Source organism: Acinetobacter sp. YK3 (assembly GCF_001729365.1).
Taxonomy (GTDB): domain Bacteria; phylum Pseudomonadota; class Gammaproteobacteria; order Pseudomonadales; family Moraxellaceae; genus Acinetobacter; species Acinetobacter vivianii.
Map to the genome: position 1 here is coordinate 1 of NZ_LZPJ01000107.1, position 22,139 is coordinate 22,139.

Below are 22,139 nucleotides of genomic sequence, written 5' to 3' on the forward strand. Positions count from 1 at the left end.
TATAAAAATAGATATCAGTTCACAATCAAAATAATCATCCTATTTTTGATATGGTTTATCTCATTTTTTGAACTTTTTCGGCTGGCAAAATTTGACTAGGATTATTTCAGCACATCACAAAAAGAGCTGATCTTTTTATTTTACTTTTACAACAATTTGAGGATACAACCATGACTAAAGACTATATTCGCTTAGATAAAGACAATGCTGCGGTACTGTTAGTGGATCACCAAACAGGCCTACTTTCATTGGTTCGGGATATTGATCCAGATAAATTTAAAAATAATGTACTGGCGCTGGCAGATGCTGCAAAATATTTTAATTTACCTACCATTTTAACCACCAGTTTTGAAAATGGTCCCAATGGCCCGTTGGTGCCTGAACTCAAAGAGATGTTCCCCGATGCACCTTATATTGCTCGCCCTGGACAAATCAATGCGTGGGACAATGAAGACTTTGTCAAAGCGATCAAAGCCACAGGTAAAAAACAGTTGATTATCGCAGGCGTTGTCACTGAGGTTTGTGTCGCTTTCCCTGCTCTTTCGGCCTTGGCTGAAGGCTTTGAGGTCTTTGTGATTACAGATGCTTCAGGAACATTCAATGCACTCACCCGCGATGCCGCGTGGGACCGCATGTCGCAGGCAGGTGCGCAACTGATGACATGGTTTGGTATGGCCTGCGAACTACATCGTGACTGGCGTAATGACATTGAAGGTTTAGGTGCCTTGTTCTCTAATCATATTCCAGACTATCGTAATTTAATGAATAGCTACGCTCAGAATACAGCTCAAAAATAAAGCTTCACTACATCAGATTAGAATAGTTGATGCTATTCTAATCTTTTCATATTGATTGGAACGTACTGGCCTTGATCAACTCATTTGACGACTTTCATTATTTTTATCTGGTGGTCAAACATGGCGGCTTTAGTGCTGCCAGCGAAGCTGAAAATATCAGTAAGTCCAAGCTGAGCCGTCGTATCATTGAGCTGGAAAATAAATTTAATGTCAGCCTGATCCAGCGAACGACGCGCCACTTTAAAGTGACCGAGCTGGGACAGGAATTTTATGAAGAATGTTGCAAAGTGATTGCACAAGTTGAATGTGCTGAAAATATCTTGCTCAAACAAAAAAATGAACCGCAAGGACTGGTTAAGATCAGTTGCCCTCCATTGATGATGCATTTTCAAATCCGGAAATTACTGAATCAGTTTCTCAAAACCTACCCCAAAGTCGAGATTTCTTTAGAGCTGACCAGCCGTCGTGTTGATATTCTTCATGATGATATTGATATCGCGATTCGCACCAGTTTTGAACCCAATCAGGATTCTAGCCTCATCGTTCGCGATGTAATCCGGACTGAGCATTGTTTAGTGGCAGCACCTGAGTTACTCCAAGATCATACAATTGAACATTACTCAGACTTACAACATTATCCGAGTGTAGCCCTAGGCATCCAGAAGCATCAATATTACTGGCATTTGTGTCATGTTGACAGTGATGAAACTGTGGATGTGCCATATCAACCGCGGGTTAAAAGTAACGATCTGGCAGGCGTCTATTATGCGGTCAGTGATGGGCTTGGAATCGCGGATCTGCCCTATCTGACCGTACAAGCCGACATTGAAAAAGGCAAACTGATTCATTTACTGCCAGAATGGAAATCCAATCGTGGTACGGTTCAATTGGTCTACGCCTCGCGTAAGGGGCAACGTCTCGTGGTGGAAAAACTGATTGAAAGCTTAATGTTGGGTCTACGTGAATTGGCAAAAACTGACAGTGGCTATTCTTTATAGTGCAGTTTTTAATACAACACTGAATTTTCCTGTTTCAGCTCAGCAAATTTTTTCACCAGAAAATCGATCAATAATTTCATCGATGGGAGCAAGCCGCGTCTTGACGTGTACACCAAATGGATCAACTCTGCCTTGGGTTGCCATTCAGGTAACACATGAATCAAGCGCCCCTGTTTAATATCTTCGGCGATCATTAACTCAGGTAATTTAGCGATACCCAAACCTTGTAAAGTGGCTTCTCTTAATGCTGTTAAATCGGTGGTAGTCAATCGGGGATGACACTGTACTTTAATTTCTTGCTGATCATGCGAAAATAAATGCCAATAATACTCTGGTGCAAAAGATTCCATCATCAGCACTGGAAATTGTGTCAACTGCTGCGGATCAGTAATCGAATAAAACTGATGCAGCAGATTTGGACTCGCCACAATAAATTGCCGCGCCAAAGCCAGCTCTCGTACAATTAAATCACTGTCCGCCAACGGCAAAGGACGAATGCGCACCGCCAAGTCAAAACGTTCGTTGATCAAATCCACACGGCGATTGGTGGCTTCCACATGCAGACTAATCTTCGGATAAAGCTGTAAAAACTCATTTAACATTTGACTGATATTGATATGCAATAAATTGGTCGGGCAAGATAATTTAATCAGCCCACGTGGCTCTGCTGTTAAAAATTCAATCGCTTCCTCTGCGGCCTCAGCTTCAATTAACATCGCTTTGCAATGCTGATAATAGATTTTACCCACTTCAGTAATAGAAACCTGTCGGGTCGTTCGATTAATCAGCTTGACTCCAAGGCGCTCTTCCAACTCGGCAATACGGCGACTCAATAAAGACTTGGTGACCATCAGTTCTTGGCTCGCTGCCGAAAAACCGCCACAGTCGATCACTTTGACAAAAAAATATAAGTCATTTAAATCTTTCATATTTATCTACTCGGCCCTATATTGAAACCTTATTGTTCTCTATACATGACAATATATCCTATATTAGATATTTTTCAGCTACTATCCTATCTATATTATCAATTATACCAACCATAACATGATGAGGATAGAACAATGACAACACCAGCAAATTTCAATGGTCAAGCACCAGTCATTGATGCCAATGATGCCGTAATGCTATTGATTGATCATCAAAGCGGCTTATTCCAGACCGTCGGTGATATGCCAATGCCTGAGTTACGTCAGCGTGCCGCTGCACTTGCCAAAATTGCAAGTTTAGCCAATATTCCTGTGATTACTACGGCATCAGTACCGCAAGGTCCAAATGGTCCACTTATTCCTGAGATTCATGCCAATGCACCCCATGCACAATATGTTGCACGTAAAGGTGAAATCAACGCATGGCATAATCAAGACTTTGTTGAGGCAGTGAAAGCAACCGGTCGCAACACCTTAATTATTGCAGGAACAATTACCAGCGTATGTATGGCTTTCCCAGCGATCAGTGCCGTTGCAGATGGCTATAAAGTATTTGCGGTTGTGGATGCTTCAGGGACTTATAGCAAAATGGCAGAAGAAATTACCTTGGCACGTGTGGTTCAGGCAGGTGTCGTGCCTATGGATACAGCGGCTGTTGCTTCTGAAATCCAGCGTACATGGAACCGTGACGATGCGCAGGAATGGGCGCTGGTTTATACACAAATTTTCCCAGCCTATCAGTTGCTGATTGAAAGCTATAGCAAAGCGCAAGCTGTTGTCCAGAATCATGAAGTTTTGGACTCGGCACGCTAGTTCTAGACCTTATTGAAAAAAGCCAGTCATGAATGGGCATGACTGGCTTTTTATCAAACTTTTGCCGTGTAGGACATAAAATGTTTTATGTCTTATTCAGATAAATCTACACAGAGATACTTCATTTCAACATATTCTTCTATGCCGAATTTTGAACCTTCACGGCCTAAGCCAGACTGTTTAACACCACCAAATGGCGCAACTTCATTTGAAATAGCTCCAGTGTTGATGCCAACCATGCCATATTCCAGTTCTTCACCCACTCGCCATTGACGAGCTGTACTTTGGGTAAATAGATAAGCCGCTAAGCCAAACTCGGTATCGTTCGCCATTGCCACTGCTTCATCTTCGGTTTTAAAACGGAATAAAGGAGCAAGTGGTCCAAAGGTTTCTTCTTTCGACACCTTCATGTCTTGGGTGACGCCCGTTAACACAGTCGGTTCAAAGAATGTTCCACCTATGGCTGAACGCTGTCCGCCAATCCGTACCGTCGCCCCTTTCGAGGTCGCATCGGCAATATGCGACTGGACTTTGGCAATCGCATCTTCATCAATCAATGGCCCTTGGGTTGAACCGTCCTGACGCCCATCTCCAACTTTCAGTTTGGATACGGCTTCAACTAAACGTTCCGCCAACGCATCGTAAATGCCATCTTGTACATAAATACGGTTAGCACACACGCAAGTTTGTCCGCTATTGCGGTATTTGCTGGCCATAATGCCCTGCACCGCCTGTTCCAGATTGGCATCATCAAACACCAGTACAGGTGCATTCCCACCTAATTCAAACGAGAGCTTTTTAATGCTTGGCGCACATTGCTGCATCAAGATACGACCCACTTGCGTTGAACCGGTAAAACTGAGCTTACGGACAATATCGCTTTCGCATAAGGTCTTGCCGACTTCAACTGCATCACCACTGATATTGATCAGCACATCGGCAGGTAAGCCTGCCTGTAAAGCCAACACTTCAAGTGCATACGCGGTTAATGGTGTTTGTTCCGCAGGTTTGACCAGCATGGTACAGCCCGCAGCAATCGCAGGTGCTGCCTTACGGGTAATCATCGCGGCTGGGAAATTCCACGGCGTGATTGCAGCCGTTACCCCAATCGCCTGTTTAATCACAAGTAAGCGCTGATGTGGCTGGGTTGAGGTTAATACTTCACCATCAATACGGCGTGCCTGCTCGGCAAACCAGCGAATAAAGGAGGCCGCATAGGCAATTTCACCACGCGCTTCTGCCAGCGGTTTACCTTGTTCAGCCGTTAAAATCTGCGCCAGATTTTCTTTGTGCTCGAGCATCAGGTTATACCACGCCAACAACACATCCGCACGGAACAGTGCAGTTTGCTTTTTCCATGCCGCCTGTGCTTGGGCAGAACGCTGAATCGCAGCGTCCACAGCCGCACGGTCATAGGTTTTGACCCAAGCCAAGGTATCGCCAGTTGCTGCATCATTAACTTCAATATAATCACTTGATGCAGGCTGATTAAATGCAATATCTGGGTGTTTTAAAAGATACTGCAAATTGTTTTGAATCATGCAGGTTGCTCCATTGCTGTTACGCGATTTGTATTCAATGCGACAAAACCTTGTTTCAAGATTTCTAGACCTTGACGGAATTGTTCAGCAGGAATCGTTAATGGATATAGGAAACGAATAACGTTACCGTATTTACCGCAAGTTAGGAGTAACAAACCGTTTTCCATTGCATAGTTTTGTACAGCTTTTGCTTGCTCAGCTGTTTCCAGCTCAACCGCCACCATCGATCCGAGTGCACGAATATCGGTGACCACATCACCCGATTCCTGCTGGATATTTTTAAGTACAGCAACCAATTCAGCACCCAGTTCATTGGCACGTTCGCACAGCTTTTCTTGTTCAATCGCATCAATCACGGCGTGGGCTGCCGCAACCGCAATCGGGTTGCCTGCATAGGTTCCACCCAGACCGCCTGGGTTTGGTGCATCCATGACTTCGGCACGTCCAACCACACCAGAAATCGGGAAACCACCACCTAGACTTTTTGCCATCGTGATCAGATCAGCTTTGGTTTCAAAATGATTCATGGCAAACAGTTTGCCTGTACGAGCAAAACCAGTTTGTACTTCATCGGCCACCAGTAAAATACCATGCTTGTCACATAAGGCACGTAAACGCTTTAAAAACTCGGCAGGCACCACATTGAAACCACCTTCACCTTGTACAGGTTCCAGTACAATCGCCGCCACGTCATGCGGTGCAATGTCTTCACTGAAAACATCTTCAACACTGGCAATGGCTGCATCGACGCTAATGCCTTTGGCTGGCACAGGGTAACGAGCATGGAACACACCTGCTGGCATCACCCCAAAATCGCGTTTGTATGGTGCTGTTTTCCCTGTCATTGCCATAGTCATAAATGAACGACCGTGGAAACCATTACCAAAGGTGATAATGCCATGACGGCCTGTACATGAACGTGCAATTTTCACGGCATTCTCAACCGCTTCGGCACCCGTGGTAAAGAAAGCAGACTTGGCTGCACCCGCAATCGGCGCGCGTTCATTAATCCGTTCAGCCAAAGCCACATAACTTTCGTAAGGGGTCACCTGATAAGCGGTATGAGTAAACTTGCTGAGTTGCTCAGTCACTGCGGCAATCACTTTGGGATGACGATGGCCTGTATTTAAAACTGCAATGCCACCTGCAAAATCGATAAACGCGTTGCCATCCTTGTCCCAAATTGTTGCATTTTCTGCTTTTGCTGCATACCACTGGCATATTACGCCCACACCACGCGGTGTTGCTTGCTGTTTACGTGTGTTAAGTGCAGAATGTTGATCGTTCATTTAATTCCCTCATATTTTCATCATCAATTACAGTGTTGCCCGACATCCAGCTCGGTTTTTTTCAGGATGTTTTACAAGGACTGTCTATACCTGTAATTTCGCGCGTATGAAGGCCAGTGACGAGAGCCACTTTTAAATTGAAGGAGAGAGCCAATTGCGTAGTTTACTTGGAGATCATTTATTACAACGTCTCCAACAGGACATGGAAGGAAAACTACATCAGCGCTTATTTCGCTGTTTACGCGGGGCCATTATCGAAGGTGTGATCCAGCCCAAAACGCGTTTACCTGCTTCACGTGATTTAGCCAGTGAAATTCATGTCTCCCGTAATACGGTGCTTTCAGCCTATGAGCAACTTCAGGCCGAAGGCTATCTTGAGGCACGTACAGGTCATGGCACTTGGGTGGCAGAACAGCTTCCCGAAGCCTTTTTAAATACCAAGACAAATAAAAAACAAGCGCCTATTGCTCAGCAACAAACCTCCTTTGTGTTGTCACAACGAGGATCAAGTTTATTGGGCTATGCCGCGGCCTCTCCGCATCAATGGGGTGCTTTTGTCCCTGGTGCGCCCGATGTAACCGAGTTTCCACATCATATTTTCAGCCGTATTCAAGCCCGCCTCAGCCGTGAACCCGATATTAACCGACTGATTTATAGCAGTGCGGGTGGTTGTATTGAGCTACGCAGTGCCTTGGCAGACTATTTACGTGTTGCCCGTTCAGTCCACTGCGATGCTGACCAGATTATTATTACCGAAGGCATCCATCAGGCGATTGATCTGGTCTCTCGGGCACTGAGTGATATCGGAGATCGTGTCTGGATTGAAGACCCAGCGTATTGGGGCATGCGGAATACCTTAAGGATCAATGGACTGGATATTCAACCCATGCCTGTCGATGCCGAAGGAATTATTCCAGAGGAACAGCCTGCACAACCACCTAAACTGATTTTTGTGACACCCTCACATCAATATCCACTCGGTTCGCATTTAAGTCTGGACAGAAGAAAACAGTTGATCCAGATCGCGCGTCAGCATCACAGCTGGATTGTTGAAGATGATTATGACAGTGAATTCCGCTTCTCGGGTCAGCCTTATCCTTCCCTGCAAGGTCTGGAAAATGATGCACCTGTGATCTACATGGGTACTTTTAGTAAAACCATTTATCCCTCATTACGCATCGGTTATGTGGTGGTGCCTAAACCACTATTTTCCCCTTTACGGATTGTGGCGGCAGAATTATATCGGGGTGGACATTTGCTTGAGCAAAAAGCCCTCGCTGAATTTATTCGTGAAGGCCATTATGAAGCACATATCCGTCGCATGCGTTTGCTCTATGGCAAACGACGTGATTACTTGGTCAGTCTGATTAATCGATATTTGGGGACAGAATTTGTGCATGAATATGATGAAGCAGCAGGCTTGCATCTGGTGCTCAAACTTCCTGCCCAATGTGATGATGTTGCTGTTGCAGCCACCGCCCTAGAACGTGGCGTCAAGGTGCGTGCACTGTCACAATATTATATGCACTCTCATGCCCATGCGCAGCGTGGACTGCTGATGGGCTTTGCCTGTGTCAATGAAAAAGACATGGTGATGGCCTTTGGTGTGTTATTGCAATGTCTACGCGAAGCAGGTGTGGCAACGTTGTCTTAAATAAAAAAATAGAGAATCTCAATCACGAGATTCTCTATGGATTTAAATCATGGTTCATGCATGTTTAGATCGATTGTTTTTCCTGTATCAGGGCATTTTCCCCGACTTTCCCCTTATTCAATTTCTGTACCAGCACACCCACCAATACAATCGCCAAGGCCAGCATTGAAGTATAGGTCACTTCTTTAAAATAAGTCCCTTCAATCAACATCACCACTAAAGATCCAATAATAATGAAAATCACGGCATAGGTAATCCACGGGAAAAGCCACATTTTAAAGTCGATATGTTTACCTTCACGTTCGTATTTTTTACGCATCCGCAACTGGGAACAAGCAATCGCCAAATACACATATAAAGCAACTGTGCCCGTCGCCATCATCAGCACATCATAAACATTCATACTTTCTGTAGCAGTCAAATAGACGGCAACAACAGCAAACAAACTGGAAAATAACACTCCAATCCACGGACTGCCCTGACGATTGGTCACCGCCAGACATTTTGGTGCATCACCACGTTTGGACAATGAAAATAACATGCGCGAACAGGTGTACAGTGCCGAGTTAAAGCAGCTACAAACAGAGGTTAGCACCACGAAATTCACAATATGACGTGCTTCAGGAATGCCAAGTGCTGTCAGGGTAACGCTATACGTTCCCCACGTCGGATCTTTTAATAAAGGGTTGTCATGGGGAATCAAACAGACCGTAATCAACATTGATCCGACATAGAACAATAAAATACGCCAGACCACCGAATTCGACGCTTTGCGAATTTCTTTTTCAGGACTTTTGGCTTCCGCAGCCGCCACTGTGACAATTTCTGCGCCAACATAGGCAAACATCACACCCAATAAAGCGGTAATGACTGGCGCGATCCCATTGGGCATAAATTCTTGTTGAAATAAGCCTCCTGAACTCGCCGTCTGTGCAATCTCGCCCCATGGCCATAGATGTAAAATGGCTAAACTGCCAATCACCAAAAAGATAATAATCGCAACGACTTTGATCAGGGCAAACCAGAATTCAAATTCCCCATAGCTTTTGACGTCTTTTAGATTGACCCAGATCAAGGACACAATCACCAGTAACATGTAGCCCCAGATCGGAATAAAAGGAAACCAGCTATGCAAAATCTTTCCTGCCACATAGGCTTCCCAACCCATCAACAGTGTCCAGAAACACCAGTACAGCCAGCCAATTGAGAAACCGGCCCAACGTCCGATGGCACGATCCGCATAAGTCGAGAATGAACCACTATCGGGATTCAGCACCGCCATTTCACCAAGCATGCGCATAATGAACAGAACCAGCAGCCCGCCTAAGGCATAAGCCAGAATAACAGCTGGGCCTGCAGAGTAAATAACGTTACCCGAACCAACGAATAAGGCACCACCAATCACACCTGCAATGGAGATCATGGTTAGATGGCGCGATTTCAATCCACTTTGTAAGCCTTGAGACCTATTGGCCTCAGAACAGTCTGGATGTGCTGCCATATTATTTTCCTTAATCTAAGGAGAATATCCCCACCTCAGAACAGTGCATTCTGAAATAAAAAATACCCTCAAAAAATTTAGTCGTTTTGTTCATCATCCATTCATGGATATTTATATGACTAAACCGACGCTTCCGTATGCATACGTCCAATACACTTAATTTGTCGGTTCGACAGCAAAGAAACGAGAGCCATTTTTATAATAAAAGAGAGGGCCAATTGCAGGATTTACAATCAACGTTGCACATTTTCAAATCGGATGTTTAAGCGTGCTATTTAATTTGGTTTTTAGAATCAAATGATTGAAATCATCTCAAGATGGATGCTGCGAAGATCGTTATAAGAATGTCTGGTGCAGGTAATTATCCAATAAAAAAGCGAGGTATAACCGAAGTTATCCTCGCTTTTATGCGTCTGATTTGGGCTTAGAACGGTAAGTCGTCATCTAAGTCCGCAGGTGCTGCAGCCGGTTGAGGTGCTGCTTTTGGTGTATTAAAACCATTACCTGCTTGAGGGCTACCCGCATAATTACCTTGGTTGCCGCCGTTAAAGCCGCCATTCTGGTTGTTATTATTGTTATAACCCGTGTTTTGGTAGCCGCCGCCTTGATTATTATTGTTGTTAAAGCGTGGTTGATTGAAATCGCCACCGCTTTGCTCGCCTTGCTGACGCGTATCAAGCATTTGCATCTGGTCGCCACGGATTTCAGTGCTATAACGTTCCTGACCATTCTGGTCTGTCCATTGACGCGTACGCAATGAACCTTCGATATAAACTTTTGAGCCTTTACGTAGATATTGTTGAGCAATTTCCCCTAAACGGTTATGCAACACAATACGATGCCATTCCGTTTGCTCTTTACGTTCACCCGTACTTTTGTCCATCCACGACTCACTCGTTGCAATCGAGAATTGAGTGAGAGAACCTCCGTTCGGGAAGGTTTTTGTTTCTGGATCTCGTCCTAAAGTACCTACTAAAATAACTTTATTCACACCACGCATTAGCTGTCTTCATCCTATATATTTATATGTTTCACTTTATAAGAGTTATGATCAAATGGCTACCTCTTTGCCAATCAAGTGCGTTAAATCTTGTCGCCCAGCATCATCTATGCACTGTTTATCGACTTTAATATAAGCAACTTGTTGTTCAGGCATCACCACGACTTCTTCAATACCACGAATTGCCAAAAGTTTTGAAGTCCATTCGTCAGTTTGTACCGTCTGAGGTAAAGGCAATACAATTGAGGATAGATATCTTGGCTGTGCCAATCCAAAACTAATCAGCAGCCATATTATAGCAATCCCCGTCAACACACTCCACCCGAGCGCAGTATTCTGCATCATCAAAAGTTGCCCGCCCAAGGTACCACCAAAGAAAGCGCCGAGGAACTGGCTACTGGCATTCACCCCCATCGCAGTCGCTTTTGACTGAATCGGCGCGGCCTTAGACAACCATGAGGGCAATAACGCTTCCATCACGTTAAATGCAATAAAGAATAGACCTAATCCAGCCAGTAACACGTATTTTGATTCATAGCCAAAAATCAGGATCAGTAAGCCACCGATAATCCCTGCAATGGCAGTGAGAAAAATGCCCCGCATTTTGCGATATTTTTCCGCAATGATAATGCTTGGAAAAGCAAAGAACAGACTGATTACCAAGAGTGGTAAATAGACTAAACCATGCTTCGCTAATGGAATTCCTGCATATTCAATGAGCTGTGAAGGCACATAAATAAACATCGCAGTCAGCAATAAGTGCAGTGCAAAGACAGAGACATGCAGACGATTTAACTCGCCCATCTGGATGACTTGCTTGAGCTGATTCAGATAACCTTGCTGGTAGTTTCGATGGTGTCGCGTGACTTTAGGTACAAGCAATAGCATTGCTATCGCTGCCAAGCCCATAATCGTGGTCACAAAGAATAGACCAGAAATACCGACCAGACTGGTGAGCCACGGCCCCAAACTGAAAGCCACCACAAAAGACATACCAATACTCATGCCCATAGCAGCCATGGCTTTGGTACGTTGTTCTTCTCGTGTGACATCTGCCAGTAATGCCATCACCACCGCTGAAACTGCACCTGCGCCTGCAATAGCACGACCAATAATCACGCCATAAATGGTGTCCGATAAACCTGCAATTGCCCCACCGATTGCAAACAGCAACAGTCCAAGCACCACCAAAGGCTTACGACTAAAACGATCTGCCAACAAGCTAAATGGAATCTGTAAAATTGCCTGTGTTAAGCCATATACCCCGACCGCAAGACCAATTAAGGCTGGCGTCGCGTATTGATAGGATTGTCCCGCTACTGAAAAGACAGGAATAATCATGAACAAGCCCAACATGCGTAAGGCAAAAATGCTACTTAAGGCAAAGGTTGAACGGCGTTCTAAAGCATTCATTGTTGATAAGACACTATAACTGGCTCAGCGAATTATAAGCCATTCGCCTGCAAAGGTTGTAAGTTAGATCATGAAAATCACAATCTTTCTTCAGGGAAAAATAAAGGAGCGACATTCGCTCCTTTACTTAACATAGCTGTTCAAGCTGAAAACAAGCTTAAGAGGCCTGATGTTCCCGCTTGCTGTACTGGATCGAGGCAATCACAGCCCAGACAATAAAGGCCACACCGATTAAACCTGTCACGATTTCAGGTACGTGCAAGCCAGTACCGCTGGCGATCATGATAAATGCCAAGGCACCAATCGCATAATGCGCGCCATGTTCAAGGAAGATATAAGCATCCAATGTGCCTTTCTCTACCAGATAAATCGTCATCGAACGGACAAAGATCGCACCAATCGCAAGGCCTAGCATGATGATCACGACATCGCTGGTAATCGCGAAGGCACCAATCACACCATCAAAACTGAATGATGCATCAAGTACTTCGAGGTAAAGGAAACCACCAAAACCCGCTTTCACTACACCTGTCGCTGCGCCATTTGAGTCATGAGTCACGGCATTGCCATTTTCATCAATTTCAGGTTCGCCACCGAGTAAATGACTCAAAACTTGTACACCGATATACACCACGATGCCCCAGATACCCGCCATAGTCACGGCCAAACGAGATGATTCTTCTACGTTTGCAGCCATAATAATCATCGCGATCAATGCAAGGAAAACCGACATTGCAGGTACGCTAGCCAAATGCGCCAGTTTTGCTTCTAACCATTTAAACCAATGGGTTTCTTTGCCATCATCAAAGAAGAAGTTCAGGAATACCAGCAATAAGAACGTTCCACCAAAGGCTGCAATTTCAGCATGATGCTCCATTAAACGTTCTGAATAGGTTTTTGGATCATTTAAGGCCAATTTTGCAACTTCGATCATGCCCATATCTGCCGTCACGGCAACGATCACTACAGGGAAAATCAAACGCATACCAAATACGGCAATCAGGATCCCAACGGTTAAGAAAATCATCTTCCAGAAATGATCCCAGCCACGTAGAACCGAGGCATTTACAACCGCATTATCAAACGATAAAGAGACTTCCATTACCGCCAGAATCGCAGTAATCGTCAAGGCTTTGAGCATGGTGGCTACGCCTGCTTCAGGCCCGTGCGTATAGCCCCAGTAGGCCGATAGTGCAAGACACACTACCGTAAAGAAAATTGAGAAACGAAAATGCTTCATGAGCAGCCTTTTATTCAAATAGTCGGGTTATAAAAATGTGTCTATTGTAGGCGAGTTTGAGTGGAAATAGACAAAAGATTGTTGCACTTATTTTGAAGAAAATTTTATCTCCAGCAGACTCTGCTATAGTGCTGGCAGGTTTATTTATCGTGTTTTTTAATAGGTTCAATCCATGACGTTTTCTCAAGATGTTTGGCAACGTAATCAAGACTTATATCAAAAAATATTAGCATTGCCTTTTAATCAAGAACTTGCAGCAGGGACATTAGATCGTAAAGTCTTTTGTCACTATGTCATTCAAGATGCGCATTACTTATTGGCCTATGGTCGTGCACTGGCTGTGGCTGCGGCAAAAGCCTATGAAGCCGATGATGTGATCCAATTTTCCGAAGCAGCAAAAATCGCCATTATTGTAGAACGCAGTTTGCATAATGATTTTATGCAGGAATTTGATGTGAGCAAAACTGAGTTTGAGAGCACGCCGCTTACGCTTGCTTGCCATCATTACACTTCTTTCCTCACCGCCACAGCATGGTCAGAAAGCTATCCCGTCATTTTGGCTGCCTTGCTGCCATGTTTCTGGATTTATGCCGAAGTGGGCAAAGACATTATCAACCAATCTGTTGAAAATAATCCGTATCAGGCATGGATTGATACCTATGCAGGTGAGGAATTTAATACCGCGGTAAGTAACGTGATTGCGACTGTAGATAAAGTGGCTGCACGTTGTGATGAGGATACCTTAGCGAAAATGCATGCCGCCTATACTATGGGTGCAAAACTGGAATGGTTATTCTGGGATAGCGCCTATCAGCAACGTCAATGGCTAGGTTTGGATCTGGCTTAAGCCCTTCCCCTGCACTTTTCTCTAGACATAAAAAAGCCCCAATTAAGGGGCTTAGTCGTATATCGTATCGTCCGATATACTGTATGAGGCTCATCTCAAACTGGGCGCATTAAAACATAAATCCGTCCAGTTGCCTACTTATATCTCTCGACTAAAAAACATTCACCACAATTAAAGCAATCAATGCTGGTACAGCCTGAATGTAAATAATCTTCTTGCTGGCAGTCAAACCACCATAGATTCCAGCGATCAGCACACAGCCCAAAAAGAAATTGGCAATCGCAATGGCATAGCTTGCAGGCGCCAGTAGTGACCAGAATAAACCTGCTGCAAGAAAGCCATTATACAGCCCCTGATTTTGTGCTAACACTTTGGTGAGCTGTGCTTTTTCCAGACTATTGCCAAAGGCTTTTAAACCATAAGGCTTGTCCCACAAAAACATTTCCAGCACAAGAATATAGACGTGTAATAAGGCAATGAGTCCAATCAATAACGATCCAATCATCTGATTATCCTTTTTATAATGACGACATAGCGCATGAAACCAGCCTCACGGCTGGCAGTGATGATTTAACTTAGGGCTTCAACAAGACTTTACCTTGACGAGCGCCTTGGGTTGCCTTGAGTGCAGCAGTTTTGATTTCGTCAAAGCTAAAGACACCTTCAACAGGTAGAACCAGTTTCTTTTGCGCTGCCAGTGTCAGAAGTTCTACAAATAATGCCTTTTTACTCTCTGCTGGCATTTCTTTACTCACCACGCTTGCCCAGAAACCTTTTACCGTCGCCTGTTTAAAAATCAGGTCACCCGATGAAATCTGCATGGTTTCGCCTGTCATACTGCCAAATGAAACCAACAGACTATTTTCACTGAGTAGATTCAACATTTCACCACTGGCACTGCCGCCAATTGAATCTACTCCTGCAATTAACGCTTGATCTGCATGGATGGCTTTGACTTGCTGTTTCCAATCGTCCTGATCCGTCGCCACCACGTGCTGGATGCCGAGTGCCTGCATTTCTGCAATCGCATCAGTACGGCGAACCAGATTAATAACTTGTAACCCACGTGCTTGAGCAATCATTGCAACTGTTTTACCGACCGCACCATTTGCCGTGTTCTGAATCAGCCATTGACCCGGCTGTACATTCACAAAATCCAGTAACATCAAGGCGCTGATTGGCATGCCGATCAATTGAGCTGCTGTTTCATTATCAATAGCATCATTTAAGGGAATAATGCCATGTGCAGGTGCAATAAAATATTCTGCCCAACTGCCATGTACACCAGCAACCGCAACACGTTGGCCTAATTTACTTTCATCAACACCTTCGCCTACCGCATCAACAATCCCCACCGCTTCGCTACCCCCAATGGCAGGGAGTGTTGGCTTATAGCCATAGCTACCACGCACAGTCCAGACATCATGGTTATGCATAGGAGACATAATGGTTTTAATACGAACTTCACCTGCTTTAGGCTCAGGCTGAGGCATTTCTGCCTGCTGTAATACGTCTACAGGCTCACCAAAACTTTGATGGATAATACTTTGCATGGTTTATTCCTTGGTCGGTTGCAACAGCTGTTGTGTTGTTTCTAAAGCTAAATGTAGCGGCGCTTTGTCTTGAGCTAACTTGGTCATCAGGGCCGCACCTAGCCATAATTGATACATCACCTGCGCTGTTTTAAATGGGTCAAGATGTAGTGGAATGGAGCCTTGTTGTTGCCCTTCTTGTAGTAACAGTGCCACTCGCTGTGTCAATCGATGTACGCCAAGATTGAGAATCTCACGCATGTCCTCAGATAAATCTGCAACCTCTGCACCTAATTTCACAATCAGACAATTCTCCGCCCAACTGCCATACACAGGATCATCAATCCACGCCTGCCATAAAGCCATTAGGCGTGCATGGGCATTTGGTTCAGTCTGTTGCCAAAGCTGCTCTACCCGAACTTTATAGTCCACCATGTACTGTTCCAGTAAGGCACAGCCAAAAGCTTCCTTGGAAGCAAAATAATGGTAGAACGACCCTTTCGGGACATCACAGGTCTTGAGAATTTCTTGCAAGCCGACCCCAACAAAACCTTTACGTAATACCAGTTCAAAGCTGGTATCAAGAATGTGTTGTCGAGTCGCTTCACTTTTCGTTGATCGTTTCATAAGCACACTATAAATTAATATTAGACCAGTCGTCTAGTAATTTGTGTATTTTTATTCTCCCTCTGTTTATCGGTAGTAATCTGCGGCATTGAATGCTAAAAATACAAGGCATATTGCATAAGACAAATGTGAACCAGTTCATTAACCGTCACAATTTGTCGTTTTAAATATTTTTATACCACTTGAACAATTTTAAATCGTTATCATATACATGTTTTCATGTTCAGCTTATTGAGATGTATTTATGAGTCAAAGTCATATCCGTATTCGAGGCGCACGTACTCATAATTTAAAAAATGTGTCACTCGATATCCCACGTGACAAGTTTGTGGTGATTACGGGACTTTCTGGCTCAGGAAAATCATCCTTGGCCTTTGATACCTTGTATGCCGAAGGCCAGCGCCGTTATGTCGAATCACTGTCGGCTTATGCGCGCCAATTCCTGTCACAAATGGAAAAACCAGAAGTCGATTCGATTGAAGGTTTATCGCCTGCGATTGCGATTGAACAAAAATCAACGAGTCATAACCCACGTTCGACCGTCGGTACCATTACTGAAATTTACGACTATTTGCGTTTGCTTTATGCACGCGTGGGTACACCGTATTGTCCTGAACATGACCTGCCAATGGTGGCACAAACCATTTCAGAAATGGTCGATGCCGTTAAAAGTCTGGAAGAAGGCACTGCTTTGATGTTGCTTGCGCCTGTGGTGCGTGAGCGTAAAGGTGAATACACCCAGCTGTTTGAACAGTTACAAGGCCAAGGTTTTGTTCGCGCCCGCGTTGATGGTGAAATCATTGATATTGATACCCCACCTGAACTGGACAAAAAGAAAAAACATACCATTGAAGTGGTGGTCGATCGTTTTAAAGTGCGTGACGATCTCGGTAACCGTATCGCAGAATCGTTTGAAACCGCATTACGTCTAGGCGGTGATATTGCGGTTTTATCATGGATGAATGGCGAACATCCTGAACGCGTGTTTTCGGCAAAACATTCTTGTCCAGAATGTGACCGCGCCGTAGCTGAACTTGAACCACGTCTATTTTCATTCAATAACCCATTCGGTGCCTGCCCTGTCTGTGATGGTTTGGGCACGCGTAGCCATTTCAGTTCAGATAAGCTGATTCCAAATCCTGAAATCTCAATTAGCCAAGGTGCGATTCGTGGTTGGGACAGACAGCGCCCGTATTACTACACCATGCTGCAAAAAGTCGCAGATCATTTCGGCATTGATCTGGATGAGCCTTGGAATAAACTCGATAAAGATACGCAAAAGAAATTCCTGCAAGGCACAGGCAAAGAGAAAATCGACCTCAGTTATATCGATGAACGTGGTCGTAAGCACAGTCGTGTGCAAGCCTTTGAAGGGATTTTGCCGCATTTAGAACGTCGCTACCGTGAAACTGAATCGAATTATGTCCGTGATGATCTGGCACAATACTTGTCGAATGCAGCGTGTGATGCTTGCGGCGGTTCACGTCTGAATGAAATTTCTCGTCATGTTCGTGTTAAAGATAAGACCATTGCTCAAATCACCAAGATGTCGATTGGTGATGCGGAAAACTATTATCAAGACCTCAATCTTGAAGGTGCTAAAGGTGAAATCGCCGATAAAATCTTTAAAGAGATTCGTGAGCGTTTACACTTTCTGGTCAGTGTTGGCCTGAATTATCTCAGTTTGGCACGTTCAGCCGAAACCCTTTCAGGTGGTGAAGCACAACGTATTCGTCTGGCTTCTCAGATCGGTGCAGGTTTAATGGGCGTGATGTATGTGCTGGATGAACCTTCGATTGGTCTACATCAACGAGATAATGACCGCTTACTACAAACCCTGATTCGCTTGCGTGATTTGGGTAATACAGTACTGGTGGTTGAGCATGATGAAGATGCCATCCGTGCTGCTGACCATATTATTGATATTGGGCCAGGTGCAGGTATTCATGGCGGTGCCGTGATTGCGGAAGGAACTTATGATGAATTGGCCAATCATGCCGACTCGCTTACAGGTCAATATCTGTCAGGTAAATTGAAGATTGAAGTACCGAAACAACGTACCCAATCTCCTCGCCCTGATGAAGTGATCAAACTCTCTGGTGCAAGCGGACACAACTTACAGAACGTTGATCTGACCATTCCATTGGGTATCATGACCTGTGTGACTGGGGTATCTGGTTCTGGTAAATCAACGCTAATCAACCGTACCTTATTGCCTTTGGCTGCGACTCAGCTCAATGGCGCAACCACGCTGACTGCGGAAAAGTTTGACTCGATTGATGGCTTACAGCATTTGGATAAAGTGGTTGATATTGACCAGAGTCCTATTGGTCGTACCCCACGTTCAAACCCTGCAACTTATACGGGTTTATTCACGCCGATTCGTGAATTGTTTGCACAAACACCTGAAGCCAAAGCACGTGGTTACAGCGCAGGCCGTTTCTCGTTTAACGTGAAAGGTGGACGTTGTGAGGCCTGTGAAGGCGACGGCATGATCAAAGTCGCAATGCACTTCCTGCCAGATATGTATGTGCCTTGTGATGCTTGTCATGGCAAGCGTTATAACCGTGAAACCTTAGAAGTCGGTTATAAAGGCAAGAACATTTCTGATATCTTGGAAATGACGGTGGAAGATGCCGCTGAATTCTTTAGTGCCATTCCTGTGATTCATCGTCGTTTAGATACTTTGACTCAAGTCGGGCTTGGCTATATCCGTTTAGGACAAGCGGCAACAACACTTTCTGGTGGTGAAGCACAACGTGTGAAACTGGCACGTGAGTTGGCAAAACGCGATACGGGTCGAACCTTATATATCTTGGATGAACCGACTACAGGTCTGCATTTCCATGATATTGCCAAGTTACTCGACATTTTGTATGAGCTACGCAATAAGGGTAATACCATCGTGGTGATTGAACATAATCTGGATGTGATCAAGACCGCTGACTGGGTAATTGATTTAGGCCCTGAAGGTGGTTCTGGTGGTGGTCAAATCATTGCCGAAGGCACACCTGAGCAAGTAGCTAAAGTCGAGATTTCACATACAGGGCGCTTCTTAAAGCCGATGTTGAAGTAATTTATCCGCGAACCCTAGACTTCGTATTTCGTATCAAAAGGAAGACTTCCCCTCTTTTCAAAAGAGGGGCTAGGGGAGATTTTTAGATTGAATAAAAAGAAAATTTTTATAATTTTGAGGTAAATAATGCGATTCTCAGAAAGATATGGATATAAACTTGTTCGAGAAATAATTCAAAAAGAGTTAATTGATCAAGAACTCAGAAATGCTTTATGGTCTCTGTATGACAGAATACTTTTTTCTAATTTTAACAATGTAGTCCAGCCTGGTAGCTCCCGTATTTTGGGAAGCAATTTAGAAGGCTTTTTCCTTAATATTTATATGAACCTTTTTCATAAACCTACCGATGAAATACCATTTGGGAGAAGTGAAGGTATATCAGCATTAAAAAAATATTTTATGATGTGCCAATGGTATGAAGTTTATGATTTTATTGAGGTTACGTTAGATAACTATCCTAATATCAGATATAGCTCAGATTCATTTTCTAACTCAGTTAATCTTTGCCTCGAAAAATATTTATCAGCTTATCGCTTATCAAACGGTAATATACTTGAAATTACAAGTGAACAAGAAATACAGTCTATTGAACAAGCATTAGAAAATACTAACCAATATTCAGGTGTTCAACTGCATTTAAATTAGGCATTAAAACTCATGTCAGATAGACAAAGCCCTGACTATAGAAACTCAATTAAAGAATCCATTAGTGCTGTCGAATCAATTTGTAAAATTATCACGCAAGATGATAAAGCGACTTTGGGTAAAGCACTAAAAATCATTGAGGACAGATATAGCTTACATGCTGCCCTAAAAAGTAGTTTAAGCCAACTTTATGGTTATGCCTCGGATGGAGATGGTATACGACATGCGATGCTAGAAGAATCGAATTTATCTTATATCGATGCTAAGTTCATGCTAGTTTCTTGTACAAACTTCATAAACTATTTAATTGAGAAGACAAAATAGGTTGGGGGTAAGAGAGTTTACCCCTCCACCACATTCTTCCCTTTTGCCTTCGCTTTTAACAACGATTGATCCGCTTTTTCTAACAACGCTAACCAACTATTTGCCCCAATCGCAATACCAACACTCACCGAAACCTGAATCTCTTTAGCCAAACTTGGAATCATAATATTTTCCTGAATAACACCTAGACGAATATTCTCTGCAATGGCTTTGGCAGCGTCCATTTGAATATTTTCAAGAACAATCAGAAACTCATCACCGCCATAACGCACGATCAGGTCAGAAGCCCGCACATTGCGTTTAAGCTGATCTGCAATCATGGTTATGACCTGATCTCCGACAATATGCCCATACTGATCATTTACAAACTTGAAATTATCAATATCAATCGCGATCACACACGTTTGTGATAAGCCCTCAGGTTTAGCTTCCAGCGCAGCAATATATTCTTCCAATGCCAACCGGTTTGCCACGCCTGTCAGTACATCAGAATTCGCGATTTGCTTTAATTGCAACTCCATCGTATCGCGCTGTTTCAACATACCTTTGAGTTTATCAATAGCTTCAAACAAGGAAAAAAACTCTTCCTTGTTTTTGGTCATATGAGAAAGCTCATCAGAAGTCCCCGAAAGACGCAAAATCATATTTCGTGCATTGATTAATGGCCCAAATACCCTTCTCTTGGCATAAATCATGGTAAAGATGGCAATCAGCAACGATAAACTGGAAATACACAGGGTAAAGATAAACTGTAGTTTTGCGCGTCGGTTTTGATCTTCTGCAACTTCAATACTGTCGTTCAGAATATAATTCTGCAAATCCATCACAGTGGTAAATTTTCCGACCATTTGATCGGTCAATTCCGTCCCTGAAATAAAATAAGCTTCATTATTTTTACTTTCATCCAGTAACTGCGAAATGATGGGCAGTCCCTTATCCAGAAATTCTGTTTTTACCCTCAAATAAAGTCGAACATATTCAGGTGATTTTGATTGTTCAGGCTGGATGGTATCAATCAGCCCCCAAAGATAAATGGCTTGGTGCTGAGTCTGTAATGAACGCGCCCGATTCTCATCAGAAATTTTCTCATCGAATGTCACAGGTGCCATAATATTTGAAGCCACACGACCTGCCTGATCCCGCATATCGGTTAAAATCAGGATCGAGGTGAAATAGTTCGACATTTTGCTATTTTTGCTATTCGACTGAACCATCAGCCATTTTAAAAGCTCGCGACTTTCGTCCCAAACATCAAACATGGACAAAATAGCGCGATCAAACTGGACCGATGTTCGCTGATGCTTCGGAGTATCCGCATACGCATCCACGACAGTACGTGCCTGAGCCAATTTCGTTTTAAGATCTGTATCTAGGTCCTCGGCAATCATTTCAAAACCATTGTGTTTTAAAACTTCAATGGTCCGATCAATTTGCATATCGACCAGCTTGCGGTATTCCAGCAATTCCTTACGATTTTCAGCCAGATCTTGAGGTTGACTCGACATCACCTTATTTGACGGCGCACGCTCTTTGGAAATTTTATTTGCGGTCTTGACCAAGCTACGCAAACTAATGATTTCGGTCAGTGTTTGATTGGTTCTTATATATTCTTGATAACTATTGATAATTAGAGGAATAGAAAGATAAGAGATAGAAAAAATAATAACGAGCATGCAAAGAAATAGGCGCCGACTAATTTGCTCAGAACGTAATTTCGAGCTTTTTAAGTGTTGCCCCATTAACACACCTGACTATTTTTCAAAAAAAGGTCTCGATTGCATTTTAAACAGATAATAATTTTACCTGAATTTTAAATCACACGACTACGATTATGCAGAGTTTTTTGTGCGTATTAAGCGATAACAGCAAGATTCTCTAGATTTCCAAGTAAACTATGAAAAAAAAATATTATT

The 22,139-nt window shown here is 43.7% G+C and carries 19 protein-coding genes; 8 read left to right on the forward strand and 11 right to left on the reverse strand.

Features of this window, described 5'->3' with window-relative positions; translation table 11 throughout:
* The first annotated feature begins 170 nt into the window (after window positions 1-170).
* Both ycaC and A9Z07_RS12640 read left to right on the forward strand, forming a co-directional pair.
* Complete coding sequence (ycaC, locus tag A9Z07_RS12635; protein WP_004776184.1) at window positions 171-797, forward strand: isochorismate family cysteine hydrolase YcaC; 627 nt, start codon at window positions 171-173, stop codon at window positions 795-797.
* Between the two features lie 71 nt (window positions 798-868).
* The gene (locus A9Z07_RS12640; RefSeq protein WP_069579094.1) at window positions 869-1,795 is read left to right on the forward strand and encodes a LysR substrate-binding domain-containing protein; all 927 of its coding nucleotides are present in this window, start codon (window positions 869-871) and stop codon (window positions 1,793-1,795) included.
* 8 nt (window positions 1,796-1,803) lie between these two features.
* On the opposite strand, the gene A9Z07_RS12645 is transcribed toward A9Z07_RS12640, so the two are convergent.
* Window positions 1,804-2,724 carry a LysR substrate-binding domain-containing protein gene (locus A9Z07_RS12645; RefSeq protein WP_069579101.1) on the reverse strand — a complete coding sequence of 307 codons (921 nt, stop codon included), beginning with the start codon at window positions 2,722-2,724 and terminating at the stop codon, window positions 1,804-1,806.
* A 135-nt stretch (window positions 2,725-2,859) separates the two neighbouring features.
* Here A9Z07_RS12645 and A9Z07_RS12650 point away from each other — a divergent pair, with 135 nt between their 5' ends.
* Window positions 2,860-3,537 carry a hydrolase gene (locus A9Z07_RS12650; protein ID WP_069579106.1) on the forward strand — a complete coding sequence of 226 codons (678 nt, stop codon included), beginning with the start codon at window positions 2,860-2,862 and terminating at the stop codon, window positions 3,535-3,537.
* A gap of 92 nt (window positions 3,538-3,629) precedes the next feature.
* Here A9Z07_RS12650 and A9Z07_RS12655 read toward each other — a convergent pair whose 3' ends face one another.
* Entirely contained in the window at window positions 3,630-5,078 is a 1,449-nt protein-coding gene (locus A9Z07_RS12655) for an NAD-dependent succinate-semialdehyde dehydrogenase (protein ID WP_069579112.1), read from the reverse strand.
* A complete protein-coding gene (gene gabT / locus A9Z07_RS12660) occupies window positions 5,075-6,367 on the reverse strand; it encodes a 4-aminobutyrate--2-oxoglutarate transaminase (RefSeq protein WP_069579119.1) in 1,293 nt (430 codons plus the stop codon). Before gabT ends, A9Z07_RS12655 begins: the two co-directional genes overlap by 4 nt.
* A 154-nt stretch (window positions 6,368-6,521) precedes the next feature.
* On the opposite strand from gabT, the gene A9Z07_RS12665 reads away from it, so the two are divergent.
* On the forward strand, window positions 6,522-8,021 hold the full coding sequence (locus A9Z07_RS12665; RefSeq protein WP_062846271.1) for a PLP-dependent aminotransferase family protein: 1,500 nt from the start codon (window positions 6,522-6,524) through the stop codon (window positions 8,019-8,021).
* Between the two features lie 64 nt (window positions 8,022-8,085).
* On the opposite strand, the gene A9Z07_RS12670 is transcribed toward A9Z07_RS12665, so the two are convergent.
* From A9Z07_RS12670 to A9Z07_RS12685, 4 genes are all read right to left on the reverse strand, one after another.
* Complete coding sequence (locus A9Z07_RS12670) at window positions 8,086-9,522, reverse strand: amino acid permease (RefSeq protein WP_069579125.1); 1,437 nt, start codon at window positions 9,520-9,522, stop codon at window positions 8,086-8,088.
* A gap of 424 nt (window positions 9,523-9,946) precedes the next feature.
* Window positions 9,947-10,522, reverse strand: coding sequence for a single-stranded DNA-binding protein (gene ssb / locus A9Z07_RS12675; protein WP_004776192.1), 576 nt, complete (start codon window positions 10,520-10,522; stop codon window positions 9,947-9,949).
* A 51-nt stretch (window positions 10,523-10,573) separates the two neighbouring features.
* Complete coding sequence (locus A9Z07_RS12680; RefSeq protein ID WP_005260109.1) at window positions 10,574-11,935, reverse strand: MFS transporter; 1,362 nt, start codon at window positions 11,933-11,935, stop codon at window positions 10,574-10,576.
* 157 nt (window positions 11,936-12,092) lie between these two features.
* Window positions 12,093-13,175 carry a DUF475 domain-containing protein gene (locus tag A9Z07_RS12685; RefSeq protein WP_004776195.1) on the reverse strand — a complete coding sequence of 361 codons (1,083 nt, stop codon included), beginning with the start codon at window positions 13,173-13,175 and terminating at the stop codon, window positions 12,093-12,095.
* Window positions 13,176-13,347: 172 nt separating this feature from the next.
* Here A9Z07_RS12685 and tenA point away from each other — a divergent pair, with 172 nt between their 5' ends.
* The gene (gene tenA / locus A9Z07_RS12690) at window positions 13,348-14,022 is read left to right on the forward strand and encodes a thiaminase II (RefSeq protein WP_069579132.1); all 675 of its coding nucleotides are present in this window, start codon (window positions 13,348-13,350) and stop codon (window positions 14,020-14,022) included.
* Window positions 14,023-14,173: 151 nt separating this feature from the next.
* Here the strand turns inward: tenA and A9Z07_RS12695 are convergent, their stop codons facing one another.
* The 3 genes from A9Z07_RS12695 to A9Z07_RS12705 form a co-directional block, all read right to left on the reverse strand.
* Window positions 14,174-14,527: a DUF1304 domain-containing protein gene (locus A9Z07_RS12695; protein WP_005260113.1), complete on the reverse strand. Its 354-nt coding sequence runs from the start codon at window positions 14,525-14,527 to the stop codon at window positions 14,174-14,176.
* A gap of 70 nt (window positions 14,528-14,597) precedes the next feature.
* A complete protein-coding gene (locus A9Z07_RS12700; RefSeq protein WP_069579134.1) occupies window positions 14,598-15,575 on the reverse strand; it encodes a zinc-binding dehydrogenase in 978 nt (325 codons plus the stop codon).
* 3 nt (window positions 15,576-15,578) lie between these two features.
* Window positions 15,579-16,181, reverse strand: coding sequence for a TetR/AcrR family transcriptional regulator (locus A9Z07_RS12705; protein WP_004776200.1), 603 nt, complete (start codon window positions 16,179-16,181; stop codon window positions 15,579-15,581).
* A 244-nt stretch (window positions 16,182-16,425) separates the two neighbouring features.
* Here A9Z07_RS12705 and uvrA point away from each other — a divergent pair, with 244 nt between their 5' ends.
* The 3 genes from uvrA (at window position 16,426) to A9Z07_RS18065 (ending at window position 20,226) form a co-directional block, all read left to right on the forward strand.
* Complete coding sequence (uvrA, locus tag A9Z07_RS12710) at window positions 16,426-19,257, forward strand: excinuclease ABC subunit UvrA (RefSeq protein WP_069579137.1); 2,832 nt, start codon at window positions 16,426-16,428, stop codon at window positions 19,255-19,257.
* A gap of 126 nt (window positions 19,258-19,383) precedes the next feature.
* Entirely contained in the window at window positions 19,384-19,902 is a 519-nt protein-coding gene (locus A9Z07_RS18060; RefSeq protein WP_069579139.1) for an AbiJ-NTD4 domain-containing protein, read from the forward strand.
* A 12-nt stretch (window positions 19,903-19,914) separates the two neighbouring features.
* A complete protein-coding gene (locus A9Z07_RS18065) occupies window positions 19,915-20,226 on the forward strand; it encodes a hypothetical protein (RefSeq protein WP_069579142.1) in 312 nt (103 codons plus the stop codon).
* Between the two features lie 17 nt (window positions 20,227-20,243).
* Here the strand turns inward: A9Z07_RS18065 and A9Z07_RS12725 are convergent, their stop codons facing one another.
* Window positions 20,244-21,965 carry a GGDEF domain-containing protein gene (locus tag A9Z07_RS12725; RefSeq protein ID WP_069579144.1) on the reverse strand — a complete coding sequence of 574 codons (1,722 nt, stop codon included), beginning with the start codon at window positions 21,963-21,965 and terminating at the stop codon, window positions 20,244-20,246.
* Window positions 21,966-22,139: the final 174 nt, after the last annotated feature.

What these genes read in the sequence shown, in the direction of transcription:
- A9Z07_RS12695 (WP_005260113.1), bottom strand. Translation starts at nt 14,527, where the DNA reads ATGATTGGATCGTTATTGATTGGACTCATTGCCTTATTACACGTCTAT.
- A9Z07_RS12705 (WP_004776200.1), bottom strand. Translation starts at nt 16,181, where the DNA reads ATGAAACGATCAACGAAAAGTGAAGCGACTCGACAACACATTCTTGAT.
- A9Z07_RS12680 (WP_005260109.1), bottom strand. Translation starts at nt 11,935, where the DNA reads ATGAATGCTTTAGAACGCCGTTCAACCTTTGCCTTAAGTAGCATTTTT.
- tenA (WP_069579132.1), top strand. Translation starts at nt 13,348, where the DNA reads ATGACGTTTTCTCAAGATGTTTGGCAACGTAATCAAGACTTATATCAA.
- gabT (WP_069579119.1), bottom strand. Translation starts at nt 6,367, where the DNA reads ATGAACGATCAACATTCTGCACTTAACACACGTAAACAGCAAGCAACA.
- A9Z07_RS12655 (WP_069579112.1), bottom strand. Translation starts at nt 5,078, where the DNA reads ATGATTCAAAACAATTTGCAGTATCTTTTAAAACACCCAGATATTGCA.
- A9Z07_RS12645 (WP_069579101.1), bottom strand. Translation starts at nt 2,724, where the DNA reads ATGAAAGATTTAAATGACTTATATTTTTTTGTCAAAGTGATCGACTGT.
- A9Z07_RS12670 (WP_069579125.1), bottom strand. Translation starts at nt 9,522, where the DNA reads ATGGCAGCACATCCAGACTGTTCTGAGGCCAATAGGTCTCAAGGCTTA.
- A9Z07_RS18065 (WP_069579142.1), top strand. Translation starts at nt 19,915, where the DNA reads ATGTCAGATAGACAAAGCCCTGACTATAGAAACTCAATTAAAGAATCC.
- uvrA (WP_069579137.1), top strand. Translation starts at nt 16,426, where the DNA reads ATGAGTCAAAGTCATATCCGTATTCGAGGCGCACGTACTCATAATTTA.
- A9Z07_RS12700 (WP_069579134.1), bottom strand. Translation starts at nt 15,575, where the DNA reads ATGCAAAGTATTATCCATCAAAGTTTTGGTGAGCCTGTAGACGTATTA.
- A9Z07_RS12725 (WP_069579144.1), bottom strand. Translation starts at nt 21,965, where the DNA reads ATGGGGCAACACTTAAAAAGCTCGAAATTACGTTCTGAGCAAATTAGT.
- A9Z07_RS12650 (WP_069579106.1), top strand. Translation starts at nt 2,860, where the DNA reads ATGACAACACCAGCAAATTTCAATGGTCAAGCACCAGTCATTGATGCC.
- ssb (WP_004776192.1), bottom strand. Translation starts at nt 10,522, where the DNA reads ATGCGTGGTGTGAATAAAGTTATTTTAGTAGGTACTTTAGGACGAGAT.
- A9Z07_RS18060 (WP_069579139.1), top strand. Translation starts at nt 19,384, where the DNA reads ATGCGATTCTCAGAAAGATATGGATATAAACTTGTTCGAGAAATAATT.
- A9Z07_RS12685 (WP_004776195.1), bottom strand. Translation starts at nt 13,175, where the DNA reads ATGAAGCATTTTCGTTTCTCAATTTTCTTTACGGTAGTGTGTCTTGCA.
- ycaC (WP_004776184.1), top strand. Translation starts at nt 171, where the DNA reads ATGACTAAAGACTATATTCGCTTAGATAAAGACAATGCTGCGGTACTG.